The 25,175-nt window shown below is 47.0% G+C and carries 24 protein-coding genes and 3 pseudogenes; 10 read left to right on the forward strand and 17 right to left on the reverse strand.

Annotation, left to right across the window (positions count from 1 at the left end; genetic code table 11):
* Positions 1 to 6: 6 nt before the first annotated feature.
* The 3 genes from mutS to MUG84_RS12645 all read right to left on the reverse strand — a co-directional run bounded on the left by mutS (position 7) and on the right by MUG84_RS12645 (position 4,767).
* Positions 7 to 2,721 (reverse strand): DNA mismatch repair protein MutS, encoded by a 2,715-nt coding sequence (gene mutS, locus MUG84_RS12635; protein ID WP_244725366.1) that lies wholly within the window; start codon positions 2,719 to 2,721, stop codon positions 7 to 9.
* A 65-nt stretch (positions 2,722 to 2,786) separates the two neighbouring features.
* The gene (locus MUG84_RS12640) at positions 2,787 to 4,043 is read right to left on the reverse strand and encodes a putative amidoligase domain-containing protein (protein WP_244725367.1); all 1,257 of its coding nucleotides are present in this window, start codon (positions 4,041 to 4,043) and stop codon (positions 2,787 to 2,789) included.
* A gap of 166 nt (positions 4,044 to 4,209) precedes the next feature.
* Positions 4,210 to 4,767, reverse strand: a complete 558-nt coding sequence (locus MUG84_RS12645; RefSeq protein WP_244725368.1) for an outer spore coat protein CotE — start codon at positions 4,765 to 4,767, stop codon at positions 4,210 to 4,212.
* Between the two features lie 205 nt (positions 4,768 to 4,972).
* Between MUG84_RS12645 and MUG84_RS12650 the strand changes: the two genes are divergently transcribed.
* Positions 4,973 to 5,398, forward strand: coding sequence for a hypothetical protein (locus MUG84_RS12650; protein WP_244725369.1), 426 nt, complete (start codon positions 4,973 to 4,975; stop codon positions 5,396 to 5,398).
* An 83-nt stretch (positions 5,399 to 5,481) separates the two neighbouring features.
* Here the strand turns inward: MUG84_RS12650 and MUG84_RS12655 are convergent, their stop codons facing one another.
* From MUG84_RS12655 to MUG84_RS12675, 5 genes are all read right to left on the reverse strand, one after another.
* Positions 5,482 to 6,462: an aromatic acid exporter family protein gene (locus tag MUG84_RS12655; protein ID WP_244725370.1), complete on the reverse strand. Its 981-nt coding sequence runs from the start codon at positions 6,460 to 6,462 to the stop codon at positions 5,482 to 5,484.
* A gap of 130 nt (positions 6,463 to 6,592) precedes the next feature.
* The gene (locus MUG84_RS12660; RefSeq protein WP_425313204.1) at positions 6,593 to 7,441 is read right to left on the reverse strand and encodes an ABC transporter permease; all 849 of its coding nucleotides are present in this window, start codon (positions 7,439 to 7,441) and stop codon (positions 6,593 to 6,595) included.
* Between the two features lie 6 nt (positions 7,442 to 7,447).
* The gene (locus tag MUG84_RS12665; protein ID WP_244725371.1) at positions 7,448 to 8,224 is read right to left on the reverse strand and encodes an ABC transporter ATP-binding protein; all 777 of its coding nucleotides are present in this window, start codon (positions 8,222 to 8,224) and stop codon (positions 7,448 to 7,450) included.
* A 29-nt stretch (positions 8,225 to 8,253) separates the two neighbouring features.
* Positions 8,254 to 9,207, reverse strand: coding sequence for an ABC transporter substrate-binding protein (locus MUG84_RS12670; RefSeq protein WP_425313221.1), 954 nt, complete (start codon positions 9,205 to 9,207; stop codon positions 8,254 to 8,256).
* A gap of 227 nt (positions 9,208 to 9,434) precedes the next feature.
* On the reverse strand, positions 9,435 to 10,952 hold the full coding sequence (locus MUG84_RS12675; protein ID WP_244725373.1) for a carboxypeptidase M32: 1,518 nt from the start codon (positions 10,950 to 10,952) through the stop codon (positions 9,435 to 9,437).
* Positions 10,953 to 11,084: 132 nt separating this feature from the next.
* On the opposite strand from MUG84_RS12675, the gene MUG84_RS12680 reads away from it, so the two are divergent.
* The 5 genes from MUG84_RS12680 to MUG84_RS12700 all read left to right on the forward strand — a co-directional run bounded on the left by MUG84_RS12680 (position 11,085) and on the right by MUG84_RS12700 (position 13,551).
* On the forward strand, positions 11,085 to 11,414 hold the full coding sequence (locus MUG84_RS12680) for an iron-sulfur cluster biosynthesis family protein (protein ID WP_244725374.1): 330 nt from the start codon (positions 11,085 to 11,087) through the stop codon (positions 11,412 to 11,414).
* A 29-nt stretch (positions 11,415 to 11,443) separates the two neighbouring features.
* Entirely contained in the window at positions 11,444 to 12,007 is a 564-nt protein-coding gene (locus MUG84_RS12685) for a beta-class carbonic anhydrase (protein WP_244725375.1), read from the forward strand.
* A 123-nt stretch (positions 12,008 to 12,130) separates the two neighbouring features.
* Positions 12,131 to 12,691: a PadR family transcriptional regulator gene (locus MUG84_RS12690; RefSeq protein WP_244725376.1), complete on the forward strand. Its 561-nt coding sequence runs from the start codon at positions 12,131 to 12,133 to the stop codon at positions 12,689 to 12,691.
* Between the two features lie 128 nt (positions 12,692 to 12,819).
* Positions 12,820 to 13,266, forward strand: a complete 447-nt coding sequence (locus tag MUG84_RS12695) for a hypothetical protein (protein ID WP_244725377.1) — start codon at positions 12,820 to 12,822, stop codon at positions 13,264 to 13,266.
* Positions 13,267 to 13,272: 6 nt separating this feature from the next.
* The gene (locus tag MUG84_RS12700; protein ID WP_244725488.1) at positions 13,273 to 13,551 is read left to right on the forward strand and encodes a YxcD family protein; all 279 of its coding nucleotides are present in this window, start codon (positions 13,273 to 13,275) and stop codon (positions 13,549 to 13,551) included.
* 46 nt (positions 13,552 to 13,597) lie between these two features.
* Here MUG84_RS12700 and MUG84_RS12705 read toward each other — a convergent pair whose 3' ends face one another.
* The 7 genes and pseudogenes from MUG84_RS12705 to MUG84_RS12740 form a co-directional block, all read right to left on the reverse strand.
* Positions 13,598 to 14,047, reverse strand: a complete 450-nt coding sequence (locus tag MUG84_RS12705) for an ATP-binding protein (RefSeq protein ID WP_244725378.1) — start codon at positions 14,045 to 14,047, stop codon at positions 13,598 to 13,600.
* Positions 14,048 to 14,107: 60 nt separating this feature from the next.
* Positions 14,108 to 14,845: a tRNA(His) guanylyltransferase Thg1 family protein gene (locus MUG84_RS12710; protein WP_244725379.1), complete on the reverse strand. Its 738-nt coding sequence runs from the start codon at positions 14,843 to 14,845 to the stop codon at positions 14,108 to 14,110.
* Positions 14,846 to 15,064: 219 nt separating this feature from the next.
* On the reverse strand, positions 15,065 to 15,466 hold the full coding sequence (locus MUG84_RS12715; protein WP_244725380.1) for a PH domain-containing protein: 402 nt from the start codon (positions 15,464 to 15,466) through the stop codon (positions 15,065 to 15,067).
* 105 nt (positions 15,467 to 15,571) lie between these two features.
* A complete protein-coding gene (locus tag MUG84_RS12720) occupies positions 15,572 to 16,045 on the reverse strand; it encodes a MerR family transcriptional regulator (protein WP_244725381.1) in 474 nt (157 codons plus the stop codon).
* A gap of 126 nt (positions 16,046 to 16,171) precedes the next feature.
* Positions 16,172 to 16,387, reverse strand: coding sequence for a hypothetical protein (locus MUG84_RS12725; protein WP_244725382.1), 216 nt, complete (start codon positions 16,385 to 16,387; stop codon positions 16,172 to 16,174).
* Between the two features lie 12 nt (positions 16,388 to 16,399).
* Positions 16,400 to 18,508 (reverse strand): annotated as a pseudogene (locus MUG84_RS12730) (thioredoxin domain-containing protein).
* Between the two features lie 108 nt (positions 18,509 to 18,616).
* Positions 18,617 to 18,946, reverse strand: coding sequence for a hypothetical protein (locus MUG84_RS12740; protein WP_244725385.1), 330 nt, complete (start codon positions 18,944 to 18,946; stop codon positions 18,617 to 18,619).
* Positions 18,947 to 19,124: 178 nt separating this feature from the next.
* Here MUG84_RS12740 and MUG84_RS12745 point away from each other — a divergent pair, with 178 nt between their 5' ends.
* The 4 genes and pseudogenes from MUG84_RS12745 (at position 19,125) to MUG84_RS27505 (ending at position 21,412) form a co-directional block, all read left to right on the forward strand.
* Positions 19,125 to 19,553, forward strand: coding sequence for an SRPBCC family protein (locus MUG84_RS12745; protein ID WP_244725386.1), 429 nt, complete (start codon positions 19,125 to 19,127; stop codon positions 19,551 to 19,553).
* Between the two features lie 326 nt (positions 19,554 to 19,879).
* Positions 19,880 to 20,143 (forward strand): annotated as a pseudogene (locus MUG84_RS27495) (recombinase family protein); the annotation flags it as partial.
* Positions 20,144 to 20,239: 96 nt separating this feature from the next.
* Complete coding sequence (locus MUG84_RS27500; RefSeq protein ID WP_342346115.1) at positions 20,240 to 20,473, forward strand: recombinase family protein; 234 nt, start codon at positions 20,240 to 20,242, stop codon at positions 20,471 to 20,473.
* Between the two features lie 51 nt (positions 20,474 to 20,524).
* The gene (locus MUG84_RS27505; RefSeq protein WP_342346111.1) at positions 20,525 to 21,412 is read left to right on the forward strand and encodes a recombinase zinc ribbon domain-containing protein; all 888 of its coding nucleotides are present in this window, start codon (positions 20,525 to 20,527) and stop codon (positions 21,410 to 21,412) included.
* 4 nt (positions 21,413 to 21,416) lie between these two features.
* Here MUG84_RS27505 and MUG84_RS12755 read toward each other — a convergent pair.
* Positions 21,417 to 23,633, reverse strand: a pseudogene (locus MUG84_RS12755) (M60 family metallopeptidase); the annotation flags it as partial.
* 89 nt (positions 23,634 to 23,722) lie between these two features.
* Positions 23,723 to 25,156, reverse strand: coding sequence for an ABC transporter substrate-binding protein (locus MUG84_RS12760; RefSeq protein ID WP_244725389.1), 1,434 nt, complete (start codon positions 25,154 to 25,156; stop codon positions 23,723 to 23,725).
* Positions 25,157 to 25,175: the final 19 nt, after the last annotated feature.

Here is a 25,175-nt window from a genome sequence, read left to right on the forward strand (position 1 = left end):
TAAAACTTATATGTCCTTAGCTTTCATTTTCAATTCATTTAACACTTGCATCGCCTGAAGCGGCGTCATATTCATGACATCGATGCTTTTGATCGTTTCCACAATATGCATTAGCGAAGGATCCACCTTTTCGACGGGTGCTGCAGCTTTGGATTCGGGTCTTATTTCCTCTTCTTCAAAAATGGACAGCTGTACGACCCCGCCTGCCATTTTCACAGGTTCTTCATGCACTTCAAATACTTTAGATGCTTCTGGTTCAGGAGCAGCGGGTATCTCTACAGACGCTGCTTGAGGTTGCTGTACGGTCTCAAGGCCAACTGCTGCTTGGGAAGCCCCTTGTTCCAACCCTTGCAGCAGCGTATAGGCACGTCCAATGATGGAAGAAGGCAATCCCGCGAGACGCGCGCAGTATATACCATAGCTGCTTCCTGCCGGTCCCGGAACCAGCTTGCGCAGGAAGAGGACGTTCTCACCGCTTTCCTGTACGGCCATGGAGTAATTCCGTAGTCCCTTCAGACTTTCCTCCAGATGGGCAAGCTCATGGAAATGCGTAGATACCAGCGATTTACAGCCGATTGTATCATGTACATACTCGATCACGGCTTGGGCAATGGCCATGCCCTCGCTCGTCGAGGTTCCCCGTCCCAGCTCGTCAATAATTATGAGGCTTCGCGGCGTTGCTTTTTCCGTCATCACCTGAATATCCGCCATTTCGACCATGAACGTACTCTGCCCGCCGATCAGGTCATCTGCCGCTCCGATCCGAGTGAAAATGCGGTCAATCATCGGCACCTCTGCCTTGCCTGCCGGCACGAAGCAGCCGATTTGCGCCATGATGGAGATGAGCGCTACCTGACGCATGTAGGTACTTTTACCCGCCATATTCGGGCCGGTGATTAGCAGAATGGCTGCTTCATCCCGAGTCAAACGCGTTGCGTTGGCAATGAAAGATGCATCCTTCATCACGGCTTCGACCACAGGATGGCGTCCGGCTTCAACGACCAGATCATAACCATCCGTAAGCACCGGCTTCACAAAGCCCTGCTCGGCGCTGACGGCAGATAGGGACTGATAAACATCGAGCTCAGCCACTTTTTCTGCCAGCAACTGCAGCCTGGAAATCTCGGAAGCAAGCTTTTCCCTCAGCTCGGTGAAAAGGACATACTCAAGGTCCACCATCTTTTCCTGCGCTTCCAGAATGAGTCCTTCTTTTTCTTTCAGCTCCGGTGTCACATAACGCTCCGCGTTGGCCAGCGTCTGTTTGCGCTCATATCTGCCGTCCGGCAGCGAGCCGACATTCGCTTTGGTTACCTCGATAAAATAACCGAACACTTTATTGAAGCCGATCTTTAGAGAACGGATGCCTGTAGCTTCCCGCTCCTTTGCTTCAAGCTCGGCGATCCAGCGTTTTCCGTTCACACTTGCTTCTCTAAGCTCATCCAGATGTTCATGACAACCAGGCTTAATAAGCCCGCCGTCTCGAACGGAAACCGGCGGATCCTCCACGATTGTCCGTTCAATAGCCTCGCTGAGATCCCTACATTCGTCCATTTCGCCTGCGATGCGCCGTAATGTAGAAGATGCCGAGGATGCACAAAGCTCCTTAAGGGCTGGAATCTGCTGCAAGGATACTTTTAATGCGTTCAAATCACGGCCGTTGGCATTGCCAAATGCAATACGTGCTACGAGCCGTTCCAAATCATAAATTTCATTGAGCGAGGCTTTCAGATCTTCACGCAGTATAAACTGGTTGTAAAGATGATCCACAGCCTCCAGACGTTCTTCAATAGCTTTACGGTTCAGCAGCGGCTTATCGATCCATCTCCGCAGTAGTCTTGCGCCCATGGATGTCTGAGAACGGTCGAGCAGCCACAGCAGTGATCCTTTCTTCGATCGGTCCCGAACCGTCTCCACCAGCTCCAGATTGCGCCGGGTGAACGGATCCAGAATCATGTAATGCCCCGGCTCATAAGGAGAAAACTGTGTCAGCTGCCCTAAGGATCGGCGCTGTGTCTCACTCAGGTAAGAAATGAGGACGGACACGCAGTGCTGACGCTCCGGATCCAGTCTAGCCCAGGCTGCTTCCCCAAATTGGCTTCGAACCAGTTTCTCGTCTTTTTTCTCCCAGGGGGTATAAACGACCGGACGGCTCCACTGAATTTGCTCCGCCTGGATCAGCTCCAGCATGCTGCTGTCCCCGATCATTTCTGCCGGTTCATAAATGCCAATCTCGTCCCGCAGCCATTCTACGGAGGAAGGAACCGACGTGACATATAGCTCACCCGTCGAAATATCACAAGCGGCAAGCGACATCATCCGGTCACTTTCCGTAACACATACCAAATAATTATTGGATTTATCGGCGATGGTCTTCCCTTCCATGATCGTTCCCGGGGTTACCACACGGACGATCTCGCGATGAACCATGCCTTTGGTGACGGCGGGATCATCCATCTGCTCGCAGATCGCAACTTTATAGCCCTTCTCGATCAATCGCTGAATATAACCCTCAGCGGAATGGTAAGGCACACCGCACATCGGAATACGTTCTTCTCCCCCGCCTTCACGGCCGGTCAGCGTAATTTCAAGCTCTCTGGATGCCTTTACCGCATCCTCAAAAAACATTTCATAAAAATCGCCTAAACGAAAAAAAAGAAAAGCGTCTTGCGCTTGTTCCTTGACTGCTAAATATTGTTCAATCATTGGCGTATACTTTGCCATGACTTACCTCCATACCTCGAACTTTGCTCATGCCCTATTATAGCAGAAAACAAAGAATATCATCATCAAGACTGAAAGGGAAGTTTCCACAGCGGACGGAAATCACGAAATTCGTTCCATATCCCCCCCGACCGGATCTGACAAAGCAGCGGATCGACGTACCTCTTCACTTCTTTGTATTGCTCAAGCGCTTGCAAATCCGAAATTAAGGGCTCAATACACTCACGGATCTTCTCTCTCTGCCCATTGTAATAAGCTCGGTGTATCCGGTCTTCATCCTCCAAAGGTCGCCTTTCCAGCACCCGATAATTGGAAACGATCAGATAAGACAGGTATACGATTCCCTTCGCTAACAGCGGGGATACCAGGAAGCTGGGCAGCGTTCTATATTCAAAGCCTCCATGTGGTTGTCTGCGGAAGTCGCCAAGATATCCGTATTTCGGACGCCTTAACTGGCTGCTATTTGCCTCAAGCACCGAAACCGGAAGTGCAAGATAATTATCCAGAGCCCTTAAGAGCTCGGCAGTAAGCTCAATACCGCTGAAGTGGAGATGACCTCCAAGCGGCAGACCCGTCTTCGGCATCCCTCCAGCCAGCCATTGCAGAGAACGGTCTTGAATCATCTCTCCTGCCATATGCAAAGTTCGCATGAGTCCGATCAGCAGCCCGCGGGGATCCTTGCTCGGCAGCGGTCTAAGCTCCGCGATCGGATAGGTGGTCACCCCGTTTCCATGCACAGCATCACAACCTACCTCACCTTCCCGGTCCAAGAAACGTGAGGCTGGTACGACCTCGTTATTCACCGGATCGACGATCAGAAACTCCGGATCCATGCCCAGCATGAGCGACGAAGTACTTGCGAGCTCATGCTCAAGCTTTTGCGTCTGCTCGAGATGAGCTAGACGATAAATTCGCTGCAGCCGCTTGCTCTCAATCAGTGCTGATGGCGTGATTTTCTCAACCGCATATTTCCGCTCCCCACCATTTGATACGAGCAGTACCTCCCCTGAGCTAAGACCAAGCGTGTAAAGGCTGCGAACTGCCATTTTTTCAAGCTGGCGAAGCAGGCCTCCGGATGCGTGTGGCTGCTGCGTGCTAAAAACTAAAGGCGTCTGGAGCTGACGATTTGCACCCTCGACCTTTGCCACTTCAATCGCATGCAGGCCGGATATATGAACAGCGTAGCGGGTGCGATATACCCCGTCTGTCCCCGAATCACTTTTCCGATTCAGCAAAGAAACAATGCCGGAACGTGTCAGGCGGGCATGCCTGAGAGCGACAGACCAGCTGTCATAACGAGCTGCTTCATCCTGACTGTTCATCAGCGCTTCTCCCCTTTGGTGCAGCCTCCCCGATCTACCTTCTGTGGAAACAGACCGCTTTCGCAAAAATTTTTTAATAAAAAAATAAAAAAGGAGGGCATTCGCCCTCTACGCCGCCGCCCTCGCGTCATATATTAAACCATACCTCTTTTCCAGCCCCGCAGCCCTACAATTCATCATCCAATATATCAGGATCCAAATCGTCGTAGTCCACGTCGTCGCTGAAATCAAATTCCTTGTCTTCGAAGTCTCCGTGGCCTCTTCCGCACACCAGAACACGAACCTTGGTCTCGGCCACAAGTTCTACACTATACTCGCGTTCTACCCGGATGATGACATTGCCTCCCCCGAAAGAAACACTGGCTTCAACGCAGCTTGGTTCCTGCGTGGCCTCCGCAGATACCTCCACGGTTGAAGCCCGGTGTTTCGGATCCAGGTACGAGAGCGGAACCAGCTCTACATAGGATACCGTTTCTTTTGCGACGTCGGTTTGAGAGTTTTTGTCATAGGAATACCAGATGTTGATATCGTAAGTACCAATAACTTCAATTCCGTCGCCTGCGGCAACCGCTTCGTACTGATGGTTTATAATCCATGCCCCTAAAATACTGGTTGGATTATGAGGCGGAGTCACGGTATGTGTTACGGTAGAGAACTTACGACCTTTGCCGCAGATCGCTTTCGTGATGATCTCTCTACATTGATGTTTATCGCTTAATGACATCTTTGAACCTCCTCCATACAATCATTCACTTAAGTGTATGCAGGACATAGGCATTTGTTGATTAAACGAGCATAAATGAATGAAATAATCTTCTTCCTCCCAAGAGAGTACTGTAAAAACAGCGATATACCGCAACTTTATGAACTAGATCTCCGTTTAGTAACTATAATATTAGAGCTTTTTGCTCTACCGAACGGAGGAAGATATGAACAAAAAAGTGGTGTTTTTTATGCTAACGGCATGGTTGCTCCTAACGGCAGGCTGCTCTGCTTCTAAGGATCAACCATCCGGTGGCGGAGATTTTTCGGCAGATGAAGCCATTGCGAAGACTGTTAAAGAGAAGAATCGGAACGATTTCCCTTCCAAAGCTGGCAGAATCGAAGGAATCATTAAAGGCGGAGGTCCTAGTCCGGGGATTCGTATACCAGGGATCTTTGAATCGAGAGCCAAGAAAGAAAAAGACTCCAGCTACCTCGTGACGCTAACGGAATATTGGGACGCCAAAAACTTCAGAACACAGGGTACGTCTGCAGGAGATACATTAAGCTACCATTGGCAGTATCGGGTCACGCCAGAAGGAATACAACTGCTGGACCAAGGCGGTGATTTCCCTCCGGATCAAGTAGAATGAAAATTCTTATTAAACAACCCCTGCTGTTACATGAGGTTTCTTTAGGATCCTCCAGCAGGGGTTGTTGCTTCTGTTCATATCAATTAATTTGATCCGATAGCCGCTCTGCGTGCTTCAACGGATGTCGGTGCCTTGTTCTTCTTCGCCAGCTTGAGGTACAGCGACAGCTCGCGGATCAGCTGCAGTATCGCAGAGCGGATCTCGAACTCCTCGCGGGTGGTAGGAAGCTCCATCGTCTTGAATTCCTGCTCCAGCTTTTTCAGTAGAAATTCCGTGCGTCCGGTATAGACCTCTTCCGTGACATCATGGCTGAGCTGCTCGAACAATTCTGCCACGTCATCCGCCTGCGGCATTTTCTGATATACATGGGAAATGAGCTGCATCATATTTTGGATAGACTCCAGCTGCTCTCTTCTCATGTAAAAATAGATGCTCCAGACCTCGTCCGGATGAAGCATCTGGTTCTCCATCGCCCGGTGTGCTGCCTCTTTTCCGATGCGGATCTCTTTGCCGGCTTCAATCAGTTCCTTGCCGTCCCATACATAATCCGGATCTCGGAGCGTCTCTGCAATCCGGGCAAAAATAATCGCGAACTGCTTATCTACCCGTTTACGGATCGCTACCATCTGGTCGGAAGCCTGCGGCATATAGGCCAAATTGACGATCAAGGCCGAACCAAGACCAATCACCAGCAGCTCAATCTGAGTCCACAGCCCAGCTAGCGTAATGCTGCCATCGCCGTAGATCCGAAAAACGACCACGGAGCTGGTGACGATCCCTTCCTTGAAGTTCGCGCGGGCAATAGCCGGAAAGGATACCAGGATATAAAGAGCCAGCACCCAATAATGAAACCCCAAAATTTCGAATAAAATACAGGCAAAGCCAAGCCCGAGAAGTGATGCAAAAAAACGGGCGGATATCGTTCGGATGCTCCTTTTGCGTGTTACATCCACTCCCAGAATAGCCAGCAGTCCCGCTGACAGCGGGCCTTTTACACCAAGCGTATCCGCGATCAGGATTGACATCAGTGTTGCAATCGCCGTTTTAATGACACGAAAGCCCATGTAATCCGCCTCTTTCTAACACATTTGACGTATTCCATGGTAGCGGATTTGGGCTCTGGACACAATATCACACGGGCCTGTCAATGTTCTAAGCGCAGCAATTGTTCTGTTTTTGCAACACTTCGGCGGCTTACCGCCGATGATTCAGCAGTTTACGCTCCGCATAAACAACAAGCTGGTACATGCCTGTCGCGACGACCGCAATAATCAGCAGGCTGGACATCACAAGTGTAAAGTTGAAAACTTGAAAACCGTAAATAATCAAGTATCCAAGCCCGGATTTGGCCACCAGAAACTCGCCAACGATCACCCCAACCCAAGCCATCCCCACATTCACCTTGAGCGTAGATATAATGGTAGGAAAAGAAGCCGGAAGGATGACTTTGCGGAATACCTGCGTCCTCGTTCCTCCAAACACCCGAACAACCTTGATCAGATTGGTGTCCACCTCGCAAAAACTGTTATACACAACCAGAGTTGTCACAATAACTGTTATCGAGAGCGTCGTAACCGTGATGGACAGAAATCCAGCCCCGAACATGACGATAAAAATGGGACCTAAAGCGACCTTGGGCATACTGTTGAATACCACCATATAGGGATCAAGCACCTTGGATAAAAATGGTGACCACCAGATCAGGACCGCGAGCAGCGTGCCAAAGAGCGTACCGAGCACAAATCCCACCACGGTTTCTCCCACGGTGATCCCCAAATGCTGCCATAGCTCACCGCTGATCGCATCCTTACCAATCTGTGCAAAGACTTTGGAAGGGTAACTGAACAGCAGCACATCAATCCATTTCAATCTGCCAGCAAGCTCCCAGAACGCAAAAAACAACAGCAGTAACGCCATTTGTACCGAAAAGACCTGAAGACGCTGCTTCTTTTCGCGCTTGAGATGCAACCTGTGAAACTCCTGCAAGCCGTCATCCGGAAGAGCGGGCGTACTCGTGTTCATCCGGCTGTTCAACACTGACATCTCCCCTCACTCCTTCCCACCAGCGCTCTCCATTTCGCGCCAAATCTCATGAAATAGTTCGTTAAATCCGCTCTGCTCCCTGGCCAGCATAGGTCTTGCAAGCCGGATATGTTCCGGAACCTCAAACGTCCGGCGAATTTTCCCCGGATGGCTTTCCAGCAAAATGATCCGGTCGCTAACCGCCGCGGCCTCAGATAAATCATGCGTGACCAATATGGCCGTTTTATTTCTTTCCCTCAAAGTCTCAGAGATCAAATCCTCCAGCTGGAGCTTGGTTTGGTAATCCAAAGCTGAGAAAGGCTCATCCAGCAGCATCAGTCCGGGATCGGTAGACAATGTACGTACCAGCGCCACACGCTGCCGCATCCCTCCTGACAACTGCTGCGGATACTGATTTCTGACTCCCTCAAGCCCCATCTCCTCCAGCAGGGAGGAGGTTTTTGCCAGATGTTTATCGTCTAAATGCCCGGTCAGCTCAAGTCCAATCGAGGCATTTTCAAATATGGTGCGCCAAGGAAACAGATAATCCTGCTGCAGCATATATCCTACCTCTGGCGATGTCCCTTCCACTTTACGCCCGAAGACAAACACTCCGCCTTTCGTTGGCTTAATGAGTCCGGCGATGATTGAGAGAAGTGTCGTCTTGCCGCATCCGCTCGGGCCGACAAGACTGACAAACTCCCCCGGGTATACCCTCAAATCCAATCCGTCCAGGGCCAGCGATGCTTCACGGCGACTAACGTAAACGTGGGTAATATGCTGTAATTCGACGACCGGCTCCATGCTTCCATTCTCCTTTCGGCCTCGGAATGCTACTTCACGGAAGATTTGGCTTTTTCGGCAAAGCTGTTATCAACGATTGCAGACGCTGGTACTTTCTCTTTCAGTTCTCCCGCCTGACTCATGACATCCAGCAGGTTATTCCACTCGGCATCATCCACAATCGGATCTGTGGCATAGGTACCCTGCTCCTTGTAACGCTTGACAGCAGAAATAACAATGTTTCGGTCCGCATCTTTAAAGTAAGGCAGGATCGCATCCGCGATGTCTTCCGGGCTGTGCTGCTGAACCCAGTTTTGCGCTTTTTGCAAAGCATTCGTGAATTTTTGTACGGTATCCTTGTTTTTCTTGATATAGCTCTGCTTGCTCATAAATACGGTATACGGAAGATGTCCGCTTGCTTCACCGAAGGATGCCACCACATGTCCTTTTCCTTCTTTTTCAAAAATGGAAGCCTGTGGTTCAAACAGCTGTACATAGTCCCCCGTTCCGGACAAATATGCCGATGCGATATTCGCAAAATCTATATTTTGGATCAGCTTTATATCCTTCTGGGGATCAATGCCATGCTTGCGCAGTGCAAACTCGCCTGCCATTTGCGGCATTCCGCCTTTGCGCTGTCCCAGGAATGTACTCCCCTTCAGCTTGTTCCAATCTATCGATCCTGTCTCGTTTCTAGCCACCAAAAAAGTACCGTCGGTTTGCGTAACCTGGCCAAAGTTGATCACCGGGTCATCCGATCCCTGTTGGTAAACGTAGATTGATGTCTCCGAACCAACCAATGCCACGTCAATGGCACCCGATAACAATGCCGTCATCGTTTTGTCGCCACCAGGAATCGTCTGCAGATCAACATCCAGCCCCTCTTCCTTGAAAAATCCCTTTTCCAGTGCCACATATTCAGGAGCATAGAAAACGGACCGCGTAACTTCTCCTACCTTCACCTTCACCGTGGACTTGCTGCCCGAGCAGCCGGAAAAGATCATTCCGCACAGGACCAGGGTGAGAAGTCCGATGATCCATAGCCCGCGTTTGTTCTTCAGCATTTGCCTTCCTCCATCCTCTTCAAAGCCATATGCCATCATATGCATTCGCCCAGAAAAGGGTTAACCGGTGTAAAGGCAGATATGAGCAAAAAGTCCCCTGTGTCATCCACATCAAGCGGATAAGCACAGGGGCCTCGTATTGTGTCTTACAAGTTTTTCAATAGAAATTAGAGTTTATATATCTCTTTGTATTTCTCTTCGAGATAATCTGCCAAATAATCCGGGTTCAGTTCCTCTCCGGTCACCTGCATGATGATCTCTGCCGGCGTCAGGCTCTTGCCGAAACGGTAGATTTTCTCGGTCAGCCATTCTTTGATTGGAAGCAGATTGCCTTTGCTAATATATTGATCCAGCTCAGGTAGCTCTTTTCTCATCGTGTTCATGATTTGTGCAGCATACATGTTGCCAAGGGAGTAGGAAGCGAAATATCCGAAATCGCCGCCGGACCAGTGAACATCCTGCAGCACGCCGAGGCTGTCGCTCGGAGGTGTAACGCCGAGGTATTGCTGATATTTCTCATTCCATACTTTCGGCAGGTCTCTGACTTCCAATCCTTCATTAAAGATCATTTTCTCGATTTCATAACGGATGATGATATGAAGGTTGTATGTCAACTCGTCCGATTCGATCCGGATCAGGGAGTTCTCTACGTGGTTGACGGCACGGTAGAAGTCATCCAGTGCAACATTCTCCAGCTGCTGTGGGAAATGCTTCTGCAAGTCTGGGTAGTAGCGCTCCCAGAAAGCGCGGCTGCGTCCGATAATGTTCTCCCACAGACGAGATTGGGACTCATGAATTCCCATTGATGTGCCTGTTGCCAGTGGTGTGCCGGCTAGATCCTTACTGATATTTTGCTCATACAAGGCGTGTCCGCCTTCATGAAGCGAGCTGAACAGCGCGCTGGTAACATCATTCTCTAGATAATGGGTCGTAATCCGTACGTCTCCGGAATTCAGACCCGTCGCAAATGGGTGAACGCTTTCATCCAAGCGGCCAGCTTCAAAATCATATCCCATTTGCCCGAGGATAAAGAGTCCCATCTTCTCCTGCTGCTCTTTTTCAAAGATTTGGTCCAGGAAGGTGGTGTTCGGCTTGTTAGGAGATTCCTGAATAGCTGTCACCAAAGGCACCAGACGGTTACGCAGTCGGCCAAAGACGTCATCCAGCTTCTCAACCGTCAAATCCGGTTCATATTTGTCCAGAAGCGTGTCATAGGTCGTCCCCTTCACACCCCAATACTGAATCAGTTCTTTCAGCAAACCAACGATTTTCGTCAGATTCGGTTCAAAGGAAGCAAAATCATTGTTTTCCTTCGCTTCTTCCCAAATCGTTTGAGTATGTGCAGAAAGCACGGAGAACTCCTCGATTTTTTTCGCAGGAATGCTGCGGTTTTCATCGTAATTCTTTTTGAGTTCCTTCACCACGCGGCGAGTCGTTTCATCCAGTTGGCTGTCGACTTCCGGGGTGGTAAAATAAGATATGTACTCTCCCATTTCATCCGATACCTGCAGCTTAAACTGCTCCGCTGCAAGTGTTCCGATGACTCCGGAACGAAGCTCTACACCCTTACGCGGCGCTCCCGTGCGCAGATCCCAGTGCATCAGGGAAATCGCTTCCGTATAGGCTTGAATTTTATGAACCAGTTCCATAAATGATTCCAATTTTGCCTTTACTTCATTATTCATTCAAAGATTCACCTCGCCCACGTATTTTCGTCCTACCTCTTGATGATACTTTTTGTAGAAAGTATAATCAATATTTAATACGAATCATTCGCCTTCAAACCACATTTTTGAGAAAAGGAGCCTGCAATCATCATGAATATTCAAATATCCGAACGAGCGGAACGCTTTCTGCGCCAAAAAATAGGCAGCAAGTCTTCGCCTGTCAGGCTTGTCTTTGACTCTGAGGGCTGTGGCTGCGGCGTCAACGGTATACCCGCCCTATGGATTCTGCCGGCTCAGGATGAACATGACATGATCATACATAGCAATGGAGTTCCGTTTGTCATGGGCCGGGTACATGCGATATATTTCGAAGAGAATCTATATCTGGACCTAGAAGAAGGCTTCCCTTCATTCCGTCTTTCGGGAGACAGCCAACTGTACGGTCAGAATATAAGACTGCTTGATAAACGGGAAGACTAATCTAATAAAATCGAAAGGTTGGATGCGATATGAGCCATATTTCAGAAATTATGGAGTACAACCATCAATTTGTGGAAGATAAAATGTATGAGAAATACTTAACCGGGAAATTCCCAGACAAAAAAATAGTGATCATCACCTGTATGGATACCCGTCTGGTAGAGCTTCTGCCGAAAGCGATGAACCTGAAGAACGGTGACGTGAAAATCATCAAAATCGCCGGAGCGATCGTCTCCCATCCTTTCGGTAGCGTTATGCGGAGCGTTCTGGTTGCTTTGTACGAGCTGAGTGCGGATGAAGTCATCGTTGTCGGGCATCTTGACTGCGGTATGGCTGCGCTGAACGCTGAGCATATGATTCAGGAGGTTAGAAACCGGGGTATTTCCGAGGAAGTGCTCTCCACCCTCGAGCATTCCGGTATTAAACTGAGCAGATGGCTTCATGGCTTTGAGAACATCAAAGAAGGCGTTACAGGTACGGTTAATCTGATTAAAAATCACCCGCTTCTTCCTGGGGACGTGCCAGTCCACGGCATGATTATCGACCCGAATACCGGAGAGCTTGAGCTGATTGTAGACGGCTATAACAAATAATTCATAGAATTTCCCTAAACACGGATACCTGTATCCGTGTTTTTGCTGCTTCGGTTGAAAACCGTACAGTTTAAGTGTACACTTTTTGAAGAACGATCATATCACGTATGGGAGACTTTGCAAATGAATACGTTATCCTACGGATTATTGGCATTTTTGGCCAGAGAACCTGGTTCAGGCTATGATGTTATGCTGAAAATCCAGCCGTTCTGGCAGGCCAAACACAGCCAAATCTATCCACTCCTTGCACAAATGGAGGAGAATGACCTACTTACTTCTTATTGGATTAAGCAGTCGGAAAAACCCGACAAGAAAATCTACTCGATCACAGACAACGGCATACGGAAACTGAAGGAATGGATGTACATGCCTCTTCCGGATCCGGTGACCCGGGATGAGCTTTCGATGAAAACATTTTGCATGTGGCTAACTGACCGCGATAATGCAATCGAGATTGTGGAGACGCGAAAAGCATATTTCACGCGTAGACTCGAGTCCTTCAACACGAAGCTGCAAAATGTTCCTGAAGAAAAAAGAGCCTTCGGTAACCGGGAATTCTATGATTACATTCTCATCCAAAAGGGTATATTTAATGCGACGGCCGGACAAGATTGGTGCAATTGGGTGCTTGGTATGCTTAGGGAGCAGCAGGCCAAGGAATCACCCATTCAGCCTGTGCAGTAATAATTATAATAAAAATTAAACTATTTAATATTTTCGAGAAAAAAAATGAAACCTTAAGATACTTAGTACGTAAAGCATTGTAGGCGCACATACATGCCAGCAAAAAAACTTGGGAGGTATTCTACTACATGATGACAAAAACGATGAAGAAATGGACCATGATTATCATGGCATTTACGATCTTCTTCGCAATTTCTTTACCTGCGGATAGCGTTGATGCCAAGCGCAGCAGCGGCGGCAGCTACAGATCCGGTTCTAAAGGCTTCACCAATACGCCGAAAAAATCTCCAACAACCGATAATGTTAAAAAGTCAACGAATACGAACAATTCTACATCGGGTACAACAGCCAAACGTGGATTCTTTAGCGGTGGCGGTTTCATGAAAGGCCTGATGATGGGCGGTATCGCCGGTATGCTGTTCGGAGGCTTGTTTAGCAACATGGGATTCTTCGGCAATATTCTTGGACTTCTCATTAACTTGCTCGCTATTTATGTGGTCGTATCCCTTGTTATTGCGGGAGTCAGAGCGTTTAAGAATCGACGGAAACCGGACACGCGTGACGGACGGTACTAAGCCATGATGATACTTACAATGGATGAAATCATTAATGCGATTTGCCTGCATATCGCTGAGCGTAAACAGATTCGTCCCCAAGATGTTCAAGTCGAGCTTCTCTGGGACGAAGATACAGGCTTTTCCGCTGAAGTTACGGCCCAAGGTCGCAGTCAGTACCTGGTCGAATCCAATATGATCGAAGCCATTATGCGATACCTGCAAAGCGAATATGACGTCCGTGCATTCCGTGAGCAGATCACACTGGATTTGGACGAAGAAATAACAGCTCAGATCAACGTGTAAATGCGGCATACGTATTAAAAATAAAAGGTAGACATCGTTCAGATGCCTACCTTTTTTGGTGTTTCAAAGCTTCAACTTCAAACTTTTCATGAAGCGATCTCACTTGATACAACTCATCAAACCCTTCACTATGTAAAGGAGCCTGTAATTTCTTCATTGTACTTTTGATTCCTACCTCAGCAATCCGCTCTTTCCCTTGCCTTTTGTCATTTCTCTCAAGGGATGACTCATAATCTGGCTCAAAGTAGTATCCAATAATCTTAAATTTATGCTGCTTTGCTATCTCAATATATTTTTGCCGGTCAAACATCGTTGAGTTCGTGTTGTCAATTACAAATGGTTGTTTGGCTCTAAGCGATGCCTCAATAAAAATATCCTCACGATTCCTGGTCTTTAACATATCAAGGTTTATCCTCATATGAGTTTTGAAAAATCTCTCTTGGTAAAAAGTTGATTTTCCGGATGCTTGAATCCCAATGAAGATTACGCATTCCATAATTATTCATCCTTTGATAAATAAATTGAACTAAATTTTAATCCTCCATGCACCTATTCTTTAGTTCAATTTATATAAATAAACGAATTGGTTTATGTACTCTCTATCTTGACTAAAGATCGGTGTGTCGAAGTCAACATCCCACTTACTTCTTGTTGCTTCTCCTTTTATGTAATACTGCTTGGTAATGCAAACTCCACGCTTTTGCCAAGTGGGTAGTTCATTCCAATTTATACCTTTCTCTGAGAATAACTTATCCTGAAGATTTTTACCGTTTAGACCTTGAAGTTCCGTATGAGGAAAGTTTGCCTGTGCTACCATTGAAATACTGTTTTTGGTGGCATCTTGCTGTCTCCAGAGAAAATAATTCGTTACTTCATCATGAGGAAGAACCCAAGCTCGACTGTCAAATGTGGCAAGTGGTTTATCCGGATAATATTCCTTGATCACTTCGTTGAACTTTGCAGTTGCCATGGAAGCAGACACTGAAACCATTTTCTGAAGATTATTTTCAAACCAGGATTGTGTTGTTAACTTATCATAATTCGTCAACAGAATAGATATCTCATCACTTTGGTGATATATCAATTTACAGCCCATGATATTCTGAGCTAAGTATTTACACGTCTCCCAAAATGCTTTGGTTAATGATTCATCAAACGGTTTCTCCATTCCGTGAGTAAAAGTGTGAAAATGAGAACCATCTATTCGAATGATTACTGGAAGCCTCTGAGGAAGTGTTTGTCTAAATATGTTTTCGTAACCTTTCATACGGTTACCAAAGTCGTCTTTGTTCATTTTTTCTCCTTTTGTTTTCCATTTCTTACTTAAACCAAATGTTTAATCCTGGGGTGTCTCTTGTATCTAATAAATCCTGTTGTGCTTCATAGGTATCTTTGACAATACTGCCTAAAACTAATCCCCCTTCATAATGATTTGCAAGACAAGATGCCTTGTAAGTCGGTACTATTGATCTGAACTTACTGCCGAGAAAATTTAAAACGTAAGGCCACAATACTAATGAAAGAATTCTCCTTGATTTACTGAGCCTAAAATATTTGCAGCTGTTCGCATAGGATTATTACTTGCTAAACTCGTAACAATAATATCAATATGATTATAGACTTCACGAGGAGCTTTTATTGACTCAAGCACTTTAATCGGAGTATCTACATCAGCAACATTTAAATGAATCGAACCACATCCAAACACACGCTGCCAAAATGGTAATACAATGCTCTTATCAAGTACTTTATAAAAGTCCAACTCATCCTCAACCAAATTTAAGAATCCTCGTCTTGTGACCAGCCTTTTTTCATATACAAAGTACTTCGTGAATGAAAGTGGTAATCCAAAAATTGTACACTTTCTTCCCGACCAAACTAAGCCTCCTCGCGTTGCAGATCCTTGATTTGACACTAATTCTGCCTCCTATACTGTTAGAATGAATGATTAAATCTTCTACTACGTTAATTATTCATTCTTGTATCCATTGATGACTAAAATCCAATGATTCCTTAATTCCTAATCTTGATGTCCATGACATCCCTCCTCGGATATTCCTGGTTCCTTCTTTTGAATTGCCTGGTAAATCTCGCGAACCATCTCTGCCAGTCGCTGGTCGCTTTCATGATTAAAGTCTCTAAGCGTTTCGGCTGCTACGTCGAGCAACTGACTGACCTTTTCCAGATGGGCAATCTTCTTGCGCGTTTCTGCATTCTTGGCATCGAGGAACGCAGCAACCTCTTGGCAATAAGCAGAGTCTACATTCTCCATCCTGTGGAACCCAAACTTTCCCTTGATTTCGTCAAGAGAAAACTCCGCATACTGCATGATTTGAATATTCATCAAGTCGATAAGGTCATTCTTCGAATACCTGCGGTACCGATTGTCTTCCCGGAATGGCGATACGACTCCAATCCGGTCATAGTACCGAAGCGTATCCTTCGGGACCCCAAGTATCCGCGAAACCTCTTGTATAGAATAAAGTTTTTCCATGAATTCAAAATAACATTGGAGTAACCACCAATGTCAAGACGTTTTTTATATCCAACAAAAAACGACCACTCCCCAGATGATCTGGGGAAGCAGTCGCTGCATAAGTCTTTTTATGGTTGCCTTATATTAATCAGTTAACGGGATCGAGTAGAAGAATCGATTTCCATTGCCGTTGACATACCAGACAATTTGGTTACTCATAACGATCGGACTGCATTCGGATAATGCAAAATTCTTGATGGTTTGGATCTCTCCCTTGGCTTTCCCCTCTCCATCAATAATTACATATTTGAGATCACCTGGATGATTGTCCTTATCAAATTCCTGCCATAGCACCATCATCTTGTCGGATCGTTACGTTACGTCAACCAATGCTTCCCGCAGCGCTTCTAGAGTGGTCACCGGCTCCTTGCAGCTGAAATGCTCACAAATATAAGCCGCAGCTTTGCCGGATACCGGCTTCATGTCCGCAATATGAGGCAGCAATTCACGTAGCTTCTCCCCCGCTTCGCCTTCCCAATTGTATACAACCGAGGCGCCAGGTAAATAAGCCTGCTGCACGGCGGCAACCATATCCTGCATATGAGTATCATCTCTGTTACCGCTGAGCACAATCTCCCGGCCTCCCTGAAAAGGCTGCATAGCGGACAGCAAATACATCGCATAACCCATCGGGTATTGTACCGCCGTGCCTGTAAACACCTGCAGCTGTCGATCCACAAGGGATGTAAGTTCAGGATCCTGGGTGATTGCGGCTAATTTACTCAGCTGCAGCGCAGCGACCGAATTCCCAGACGGAATCGCGCCGTCATAAAGTTCCTTAGAACGGCTCAGGAGTTTTTCCCCATGCCTGCTGCTAAAATAAAAGCCTCCATCAGCTTCATCCCAGAAGTCTTCAATCATGATATCCTTCAGACTGATCACTCGCTTCACGTATTCTGTATCTCCTGTTGCTTCATACAACTCAATAAGCCCCCACATCAGAAAGGCATAATCATCCAGGTACGCTGTAAAAGCCGTATCCCCTTCTCGGTATCTTGCTAGCAATCGGCCATCTTCCTGCCTCATGCGGAACCAAATAAAATCCGCTGCTTTTGTGGCAGCCTGAGTATAAGACGGATTCTGAATCACCTTGGCCGCTTTGGCAAAAGCAGCAATCATCAATCCGTTCCAGGAGGTTAGCACCTTATCGTCTTTAAATGGATGCACTCTTTTTTCCCGGTAATCAAAAAGCTTCTGTCTCGACTTCTCTAACTGAGTGGTCAGCTCTAGCAATTTTATGTTATGTTCCTTCGCGTAATCCTGAGGTACAGCTTGGATTAAATTCGGGATATTACTGCCTTCGAAATTCCCCTCGGGCGTTATGTCATAGATGTGACAGTAAGTATCCAGATCTTTCAGATCCAGTGCTTCCTCCACATCCCCTTGGGAAAACAGATAGAATTTACCCTCAACGCCTTCGGAATCGGCATCCTCTGCGGAATAAAAAGCCCCTCCAGGCGACGTCATGTCTCTCTGGATATATGTTAGCACGTTCTCCGCAACCTCGGCCCAAAGCCTTTTCCCGGTCAGCTGGTAGCCTTCCAGATAAGCCATGACGAGCAGCGCGTTATCGTACAGCATTTTTTCAAAATGAGGAACAAGCCATTTCTCGTCTGTCGAATAACGCGCAAATCCAAAACCGACATGATCATGCATCCCGCCGCGGTACATCCCCTCAAGCGTTTTTTCTACCATCTGCAAGGCTTCCCGGCGGTCGTACATTTCAGAATAGGCCATCAGAAACAGCAGATTATGAGGCGTTGGAAACTTCGGCGCCGAACCAAAGCCGCCATATTCGGGATCAAACGTCTGCAAGTAATCCTCGAATGCCTTATCGAACAAATCCTCATCCAACATACCCTGCTGCGGCTTCGTCACATGGTTATCAATCTCTTGCATAATTTTGTCACTGACTTCGATGATTTGTTCGGGGTTGTCCGACCATTTCTTCTGAAGCTGCCCCAGAACTTCCATTAGCCCCATCCGGCCGTACATTTGGCGTTTAGGGAAATAGGTGCCTGCAAAAAATGGCTTTTTATCAGGAGTTAGCAACACCGTTAGTGGCCATCCTCCTGATCCGGTTAATGCTTGGCATACTGACATGTATAGATTATCGATGTCCGGACGCTCCTCACGATCGACCTTGATGGAAACATAGTGTTCATTTAAAAGTGCCGCGACCTCTTCATCCTCGAAGGATTCGCGCTCCATGACGTGGCACCAGTGACAGGTAGACCTAAGCCCCAACTAGGAATAGCCAACTGATAAGAATACTGGCTTACCTTCACGTGAGGCCTTGCTAAAAGCTTCTTCACCCCATGGCATCCAATTCACCGGATTGTGAGCATGCTGGAGTAAGTATGGAGATTTCTCATTTATTAGTCTGTTAGTGTACTTGTGCTTTACAGTTTCATCGCGCATTATATCCCACTTCCCTTTTAGAAAAATTTAGTCATCAGATATTATTACCCATAAAATGTATCACAAGCCACCATAAAATTTTATAAAGAAAAGACCTCATTCGAGGTCTTATTGTGGATTGAATTTATAATAAAGTTCATTGTACATTTGGTTTGTTTCCTTGATTGCCTGGTCAGATGGTTTATTCAAAATGGTTCTTGTGATGGTATACCTTTGCTGCTCGAGCTCCTTCATGCCGGTACGAATGCTATCCTTTTTCTCGGTTGTGTGCTTGATCAGCTCGTCCAGGTAAAACCTGAAATGGTCCGGCTTGGATAGCATGTAGGCGAGCAGTCCGCGGGCTTTGAAGCTGAGGCGTTCATCCTGCAGCAGACTATTGTCGATCCGGGTGAATGGTGGCGGATCCTTGCCTGACTTTTTTACTCGATGTGTCGCCACGTCACTCCCCTCCGATTTATCAACCTCGAACGAAAAAGCACCAGCTAATGGTGCTTGTCTCGATGATGCCCATATTTGGCTAGCGAAATAAAGTGGCATTCCTTCTGTGGCATTTTTAACTTTTTGGTTGAATAATCACTCTACAGAAAATAAAATGAGCTCAAGGAGCGTGATTATTTTGCCAACAATTTACAAGGAAATTTTGATTGATGCCTCACCAGAGCAAGTATGGAATGCGGTCAGCGACGTAGGCGCTGTCCATCATCGTCTTGTCCCTGGCTATACCGAGAACACCATTATGAACGGTCACGAAAGGACGCTCATTATGCCAAACGGTGGCAGGGTCCGTGAAATCATCGTTTCTATCGATGAAAAGGAACGTCGAATGGCGTATGCGGTTAAAGAGAGTCGGATGTCGCTATTGCATCATCATGCATCCTTCAAAGTCCTCCCACATGGCGACAACATCACGAAACTCGTGTGGACCACCGATTTCCTTCCAGAGCAACTCGCTTCCGAGATTCAAGCACGTGTTGATCGAGGATCACAGGTAATGAAAGAGACCATCGAGGCCGAAGTAAGAGAAGGATCTCGATCGAAGGAATGAGCAAATCCAATCCAAGCCTTCCATAAAGTAAAATTTATAGAAGCCAACCGTTCCCATCAAAAGGTTAATATTTATATATTTATCCGGCATTCGGTTCTTAACTGGAAGCCGGATATTTTTATGCCCACCTCCAACAATACAGTTTGAACACAATATATTGTCAGTGGACAGGATCAGCTAGTTCGGAACTTCCACCACCAATAGAAAAGGCCGGCATCTTTGGCCGACCGCTTTGCAGGGCATTCATGCCCCTGTGGTGTCCTCTTCTCGATTTTCCATGTTATAACTATAACCTATATAAAACCTAACAGTTTCGCCCAAAATTCAAACAGTTGCTTAACGACGTTGAATCAGGCATTTTCGATGCTGTTCTAGTTGTCGATTATCAAAGGCTAGGGCGCGGAGAAATCGAAGATCAGGGTAAAATCAAAAGGATTTTCCGTGATAGCCAAACCTACATTGTGACACCCGAAAAAATTTATAACCTTGTCGATGATACTGACGATTTACTCGTTGACGTTCGTGGGCTCCTAGCAAGACAGGAGTACAAATCTATCACGAAAAACTTACTCCTTGGAAAAAAAGTTGGTGCGCGTCTAGGAAACTGGACAAATGGTCCGGCTCCATACCCATACGATTATAATCCATCAATTAAAGGTCTCGAGATTAACAACCAAAAGAATGCAATATATCAGGAAGCTAAAGATGCAGCTTTAACCGGCGTGGTTTTAAAGAAGATTGAATGGGATTTGAACAACAGGAACATACCTGGTCCAACAGGCGGTATATGGCACGAAAATACAATACGTAGAATGCTTATTTCAGAAACAGGTCTCGGACACATCACCACCAACAAAACACAAGGGTCAGGGCATAAACAGAAGAAAGCAAAGCCGTTCAAGAATATTCCTAAAGAATGATTGGATAAAAGTTGAAAATTGCCATCCAGCTGTAAAAACATTGGATGGCATATGAAGCTGCTAAAAATTCTTGAAGACAATAAAAGAGTACCTAGTCGAGCCAAAGCTGGAGTATATCCACTTTCAGGTCTTGTCTTCTGCGGAAAATGCAAAAAAATGATTCGTTATAATGTCCGGAGTGATGGATACACCACATCATCTATGAAAGCTTGTAACAAATATGATCATCTTGGTAACTACTGTGACAATCGAGGGATTCCGATTAAATTCTTGACCGATGCAATTAACGAGGAAATTATTGATTACGAGGATCAACTGCTAAAGACGGATGACTATGTGAATGAAAAAGTTGTTTCTCAGATGCAAGTCCGTTTAAAAGACAAAGAAGCTCACCTCGAGAAATTAAAAAGAGCTTTATCAAAAATCAAAGAGATGTATGAATTGGATGAATATACAAAAGAGGAATATGATGAACGGAAGGCAAAACGACAGAGTGAAATCGATGCTATCGAACAGGAGATTCGAGCAATTAGGTATGAACTAGATATTGATAAATTCGAAAAAAATCAAATAAATGTTCGTCATCTTCATGGTATTTCGTTTAAAGAAGTGATTGGCCAATATACCTATGAAAATCATGAGCAGCACAAAGAAAACGAATGCCACAGCCAGCACGATAACTCCCGGATTTCCATTCCCGGAGATTCCATGACCTGGTCGATACTTAAAAGTGGTTATGTTCACAAAGAGTTAAGGGCTGATCGCATCAGCCCCTCCTCATCAAACCGGATCAGCCCGATTCTCTTGCGTTCCAAATTTCCGTTTCCGGCTGCGGCAGCCGCAAGGCTTCCACCGCTGCTCTTGCTTGCTCCGAATAATGCAGCCCCCACCGATCGAAGAACTCCAGCAGGTTGCAGCCACTCACTTTGGAAGCCATAATCATAAAAAGATCAACCTTTTGCGGTTCGTCATCTTCTTCGTCCATCGATACTTGATCGAGCGGCAGCTCGCGGTAAGCGATGTGCAAATTCGTGTAAAACTCCCATCCGAAAGCCATTTGCAGCTGCTTAATCATGACTAGGCGTTCGAAAAAGCCTACATCTTCAAAATTTTTGTTCGGATAAGTGCTGTTCGTAAATTCAATCGCCCGATCGTAATTCGTTTTGCCGTCCTTTCCAGTTTCGAACAAACGAGAGCGGTTTCCGTACAACGACTGAATATGAATTGAATGCAGGTTGACGGTCACCTCGACGATCGGATCCCAGAACCAAGGGATTTGTTGGTAGTTATGCCCGAGCTCGTGCCAGAATCCCCAGGCATTTTTCTGAATCACATCAACGTCGACCGCTTCTTGAGCAGTAACCCCTTCGAAGAACATGATCGGGTAACCGGAATGCATCCATCCCGCGCTAATCTGTATGTCGGCGACAAACCGCTGCGGATTGTCCGGACTCCGATGTGGGATTGGCTGATCCGGCGCAACGCCGACAAGTCTGTCGTAGTGATCGGCGATTTCATCCCATTTACGCATAAGCTGCTCCGGCCGTTCTAATTCGCGGATATTGTCCGCCGGCACGGTTACGATGATGCGATTGCCCTGCAGCTCGGCCCACGGCACCGGATAATGCCTAATCGTATCGTTCCATTCCTGCTCGGTCGTTTGGCCGAGTACGAAATATGGCGCGCGTACCGCCCCGTGGATCGTCACGTTCACTTTCGTGCCTGCCTTCGGCTTGGCCGGAATCAAGTAAATCAAACCGCCGTAAGGGCTGTTTATCCGATTGGTCCCTGGCTTTAGCCGCTGCTTCAGCGTGACGATCGGGGCGCGATCCCATTTTGGATTGTCGCACAAATTATCCGTGTGCACGCCAATTTGCACGTCCAAGTATTCAGTCCCTTCCGGCACATCCACCGTCACCACTTTGCCTGCGGGCGCGTACAGTCCGGTGCTGCGCCAATTCATCGGGGCGAACAGCATACGCATATAGCTTAAATCCAGGTAGTCGAAATCGACCGCAACAACTTGATCGTACACCGTCTCTGCCTGCTCTCCGACGCTTCGTGGGAAAACACCCGCATACGGCGATTTGACGTTGTCCGGATCAAGTGTAGCTTGCTGGAACATATACGATAACACCGCCGCGGTATAAGGCTGCTGCTTTTTGTCGAACGGCAACTGTATCGGTGTCTCTTTTTTCGCTTCGTCCCGGATCACTTTCAGCAACGGGGCTTCCTCTGCAAGCGAACGAATCGTGCCCTCTACTACAGCAGTGATCACTCTGACTTTGTCCTCCGCGTTTGCTCCCGATTTTCCGACGTTCAGGTCGTCGAACGATAATTCGCCTCGTTCAATCGCCTGAGCCTGGTCGAACAACCGCTGCGTATGCACAGCGTATACCTGCTCGAACGTCTGCTCTGGCAGGGTATCGCCTGGACGCACATACCACTGTGCGACACTGTCAAGCAAACATAAGCCCACACGGTTCAGCAGCTTTTGCAACGGATAATCGCCCATTCGCACCGCACGGTCGAGAGTCTGGTTTTGAACAGCTTCCGTCGGCACGGAGCAAAGCAGCCATCCTCTTTGTGCGACAACAATGCTGCCGCCCTGTCGGATATATGCCTCAAGAACGGGTACTTCGGCATCGCTGATGGATGCGTCTACATATGCAACCGGATATTCGGAGGGGTCTAGCATAAAAGACGACCAGCTGTCGATCTTGACCAGCTCCACCGGAAACGACGAACCAACCGTTAGCGTACTAGATGTTGTTGCAAGCTTGAGTGCGTCTTGACCATCCACTGCATCCTGGTAAAGACTGCCCGCTGCACCTGCACCTGCATCTGCATCTGCATCTTCACCCGTACCTCTCTCCGTCAGCCATAACAATATGTTCCGTGCAAGTAAGCCGCATGCCGATTGCTCCGATTCGCGCAAGTTGAAATACAACTCATTGCCAACAGCAACAACACGGCCTTTACCGTAACGCGTCGCTGCTATAATCGGGTTCGACTCGGGGTGAATCCAAACAGGAAACGCAGATTCTCCAATTGCAGTAACTCCGCCACTTCTCACAAATGCGGGAAGTGCTGCGACATCACAATGGAAACGCTCGTAATCCTTGTACAGGTCAGTCAATTTTGCGCTCTTTATGGTCATTTTAAACAGCCTCCTAGTTAGAAATGAAATAGAGAAAGTGAATCACAACCTTTCACTTCCTCCTAATGATGACAATGATTCCGTGCTTTTTATTGCCCGACCGATTTCAGTAATTCTGCTTTATCCTTGGCTACCGCCTTTTCAACATCATCCGTAATTTGCTGCAGCGCAGCTCTTGAATCCTGGTTCGTTTTCATCGCCTTCTCGATACCTGGGCCCCATACCTTCCATGCAGCTTCATCCAGGGAAGACGGGTAGTCCGGTGGCATTTTATCTACTAACGAGGCGAATAACTCAATCGCTTTTTGTCCGCCCAAAAACGGTTCTTCGCTTTCGGTAATTTCCGGCAGCTGCTGCGCAGGTTTAAAAGCAGGGAGCGAATTGTATTTAAGTAACACTTTTTGGCCTTCAAGCGACAGCAAAGCATATTCGACAAATGCCCATGCAGCTTCTTTATTTTTGCTTTGCGAAGGAATGACGAACGCAGAGCCTCCGCCAACCGAATACGTGTTCAGCGGCTGACGGCACGCGCGCCATCTGCCCGCATTGTCTTTGGAGTCTACCTTAATTCCGCTCAAATACCAGGAAGCGCTCCAGATCATCGCAAGCTTGCCGTTGTTCAGCGCCTGGTTCCATGCGTCGCCATCGAAATTGGCTGCAAGGCCAAGCTGCTTGACTTTTTTGGACAAATCCAAGCCTTTAATATATTTATCGCCCGTGTGATTGTAGTTCAGTTGTTTGTCGAAAAATCTGGAGTCGCTCATCATGTCCAAAATTTCAGTGTCATACTCAAGAATGTATTTGCCCTGTGCTTTTAACGTTTGAGCCATATTCATCAAATTGTCCGGATCTTCCATATATGTCGCAAGCTCATCCGGATCGGAAGGGAATCCGTTCTCCTCCATAATGTCTGCCCGGTAGTACATGACGCCGGGAGGAGCATCAGCCGGAATCGCCAACAGCTTTTTGCCGTCAATCGAGTGGAACTTCTCCCATATGTTGTCCGAAAAATCGCCTGCATACCGTTTGGCGTCGTACGGAGGCTGCAGCAAATCGACGAAAGCGTCGGTCGCATTGAACTTGCTGAAATAGCTTTGTTCAAGTGAAGAAACATCCGGTGCGCCCGATCCGGCGGCAATGGCTGTTTTCAGTTTGTTGGCCATTTCGTAAAGAGAGCCGAAACTGTGATTATTTACCTTAATGTTCGGGTATTTTTTATTAAAGCCAACGATCACGTCATCCATCATTTGGGTGTCCTTGCCAATAGAACCCCATAAGTTTATCTCGCCGGACAGCTCCGTATTCACCGTATCCGTTTTGACCGCATCGCCGGAAGAATTCGTATCCGCTGTTTTTGCAGCATCATCATTCGCTGTCTGGTCGTTTGTTTTTGCATTATCTGCAGTATCTGTTTGTGCGGCCGTATTTTTGTTTCCAGATTCATTGCTATTGCCGCCGCATCCAGTCAGCACGGTGGCTAACATTAAAACGAAAATGCTCGAAACGAACAGCATCTTTTTCATTCAGGTACCCTCCCATTTT

The sequence above is a fragment of the Paenibacillus mangrovi genome (assembly GCF_022898935.1).
Classification (GTDB): Bacteria; Bacillota; Bacilli; order Paenibacillales; family Paenibacillaceae; genus Paenibacillus_AQ; species Paenibacillus_AQ mangrovi.

Excerpts from the sequence above, each read along its gene's own strand:
- mutS (WP_244725366.1), bottom strand. The coding sequence starts at position 2,721 with ATGGCAAAGTATACGCCAATGATTGAACAATATTTAGCAGTCAAGGAA.
- MUG84_RS12640 (WP_244725367.1), bottom strand. The coding sequence starts at position 4,043 with ATGAACAGTCAGGATGAAGCAGCTCGTTATGACAGCTGGTCTGTCGCT.
- MUG84_RS12645 (WP_244725368.1), bottom strand. The coding sequence starts at position 4,767 with ATGTCATTAAGCGATAAACATCAATGTAGAGAGATCATCACGAAAGCG.
- MUG84_RS12650 (WP_244725369.1), top strand. The coding sequence starts at position 4,973 with ATGAACAAAAAAGTGGTGTTTTTTATGCTAACGGCATGGTTGCTCCTA.
- MUG84_RS12655 (WP_244725370.1), bottom strand. The coding sequence starts at position 6,462 with ATGGGCTTTCGTGTCATTAAAACGGCGATTGCAACACTGATGTCAATC.
- MUG84_RS12660 (WP_425313204.1), bottom strand. The coding sequence starts at position 7,441 with ATGTCAGTGTTGAACAGCCGGATGAACACGAGTACGCCCGCTCTTCCG.
- MUG84_RS12665 (WP_244725371.1), bottom strand. The coding sequence starts at position 8,224 with ATGGAGCCGGTCGTCGAATTACAGCATATTACCCACGTTTACGTTAGT.
- MUG84_RS12670 (WP_425313221.1), bottom strand. The coding sequence starts at position 9,207 with ATGATCTTTTCCGGCTGCTCGGGCAGCAAGTCCACGGTGAAGGTGAAG.
- MUG84_RS12675 (WP_244725373.1), bottom strand. The coding sequence starts at position 10,952 with ATGAATAATGAAGTAAAGGCAAAATTGGAATCATTTATGGAACTGGTT.
- MUG84_RS12680 (WP_244725374.1), top strand. The coding sequence starts at position 11,085 with ATGAATATTCAAATATCCGAACGAGCGGAACGCTTTCTGCGCCAAAAA.
- MUG84_RS12685 (WP_244725375.1), top strand. The coding sequence starts at position 11,444 with ATGAGCCATATTTCAGAAATTATGGAGTACAACCATCAATTTGTGGAA.
- MUG84_RS12690 (WP_244725376.1), top strand. The coding sequence starts at position 12,131 with ATGAATACGTTATCCTACGGATTATTGGCATTTTTGGCCAGAGAACCT.
- MUG84_RS12695 (WP_244725377.1), top strand. The coding sequence starts at position 12,820 with ATGATGACAAAAACGATGAAGAAATGGACCATGATTATCATGGCATTT.
- MUG84_RS12700 (WP_244725488.1), top strand. The coding sequence starts at position 13,273 with ATGATACTTACAATGGATGAAATCATTAATGCGATTTGCCTGCATATC.
- MUG84_RS12705 (WP_244725378.1), bottom strand. The coding sequence starts at position 14,047 with ATGGAATGCGTAATCTTCATTGGGATTCAAGCATCCGGAAAATCAACT.
- MUG84_RS12710 (WP_244725379.1), bottom strand. The coding sequence starts at position 14,845 with ATGAACAAAGACGACTTTGGTAACCGTATGAAAGGTTACGAAAACATA.
- MUG84_RS12720 (WP_244725381.1), bottom strand. The coding sequence starts at position 16,045 with ATGGAAAAACTTTATTCTATACAAGAGGTTTCGCGGATACTTGGGGTC.
- MUG84_RS12725 (WP_244725382.1), bottom strand. The coding sequence starts at position 16,387 with ATGATGGTGCTATGGCAGGAATTTGATAAGGACAATCATCCAGGTGAT.
- MUG84_RS27505 (WP_342346111.1), top strand. The coding sequence starts at position 20,525 with ATGAAGCTGCTAAAAATTCTTGAAGACAATAAAAGAGTACCTAGTCGA.
- MUG84_RS12760 (WP_244725389.1), bottom strand. The coding sequence starts at position 25,156 with ATGAAAAAGATGCTGTTCGTTTCGAGCATTTTCGTTTTAATGTTAGCC.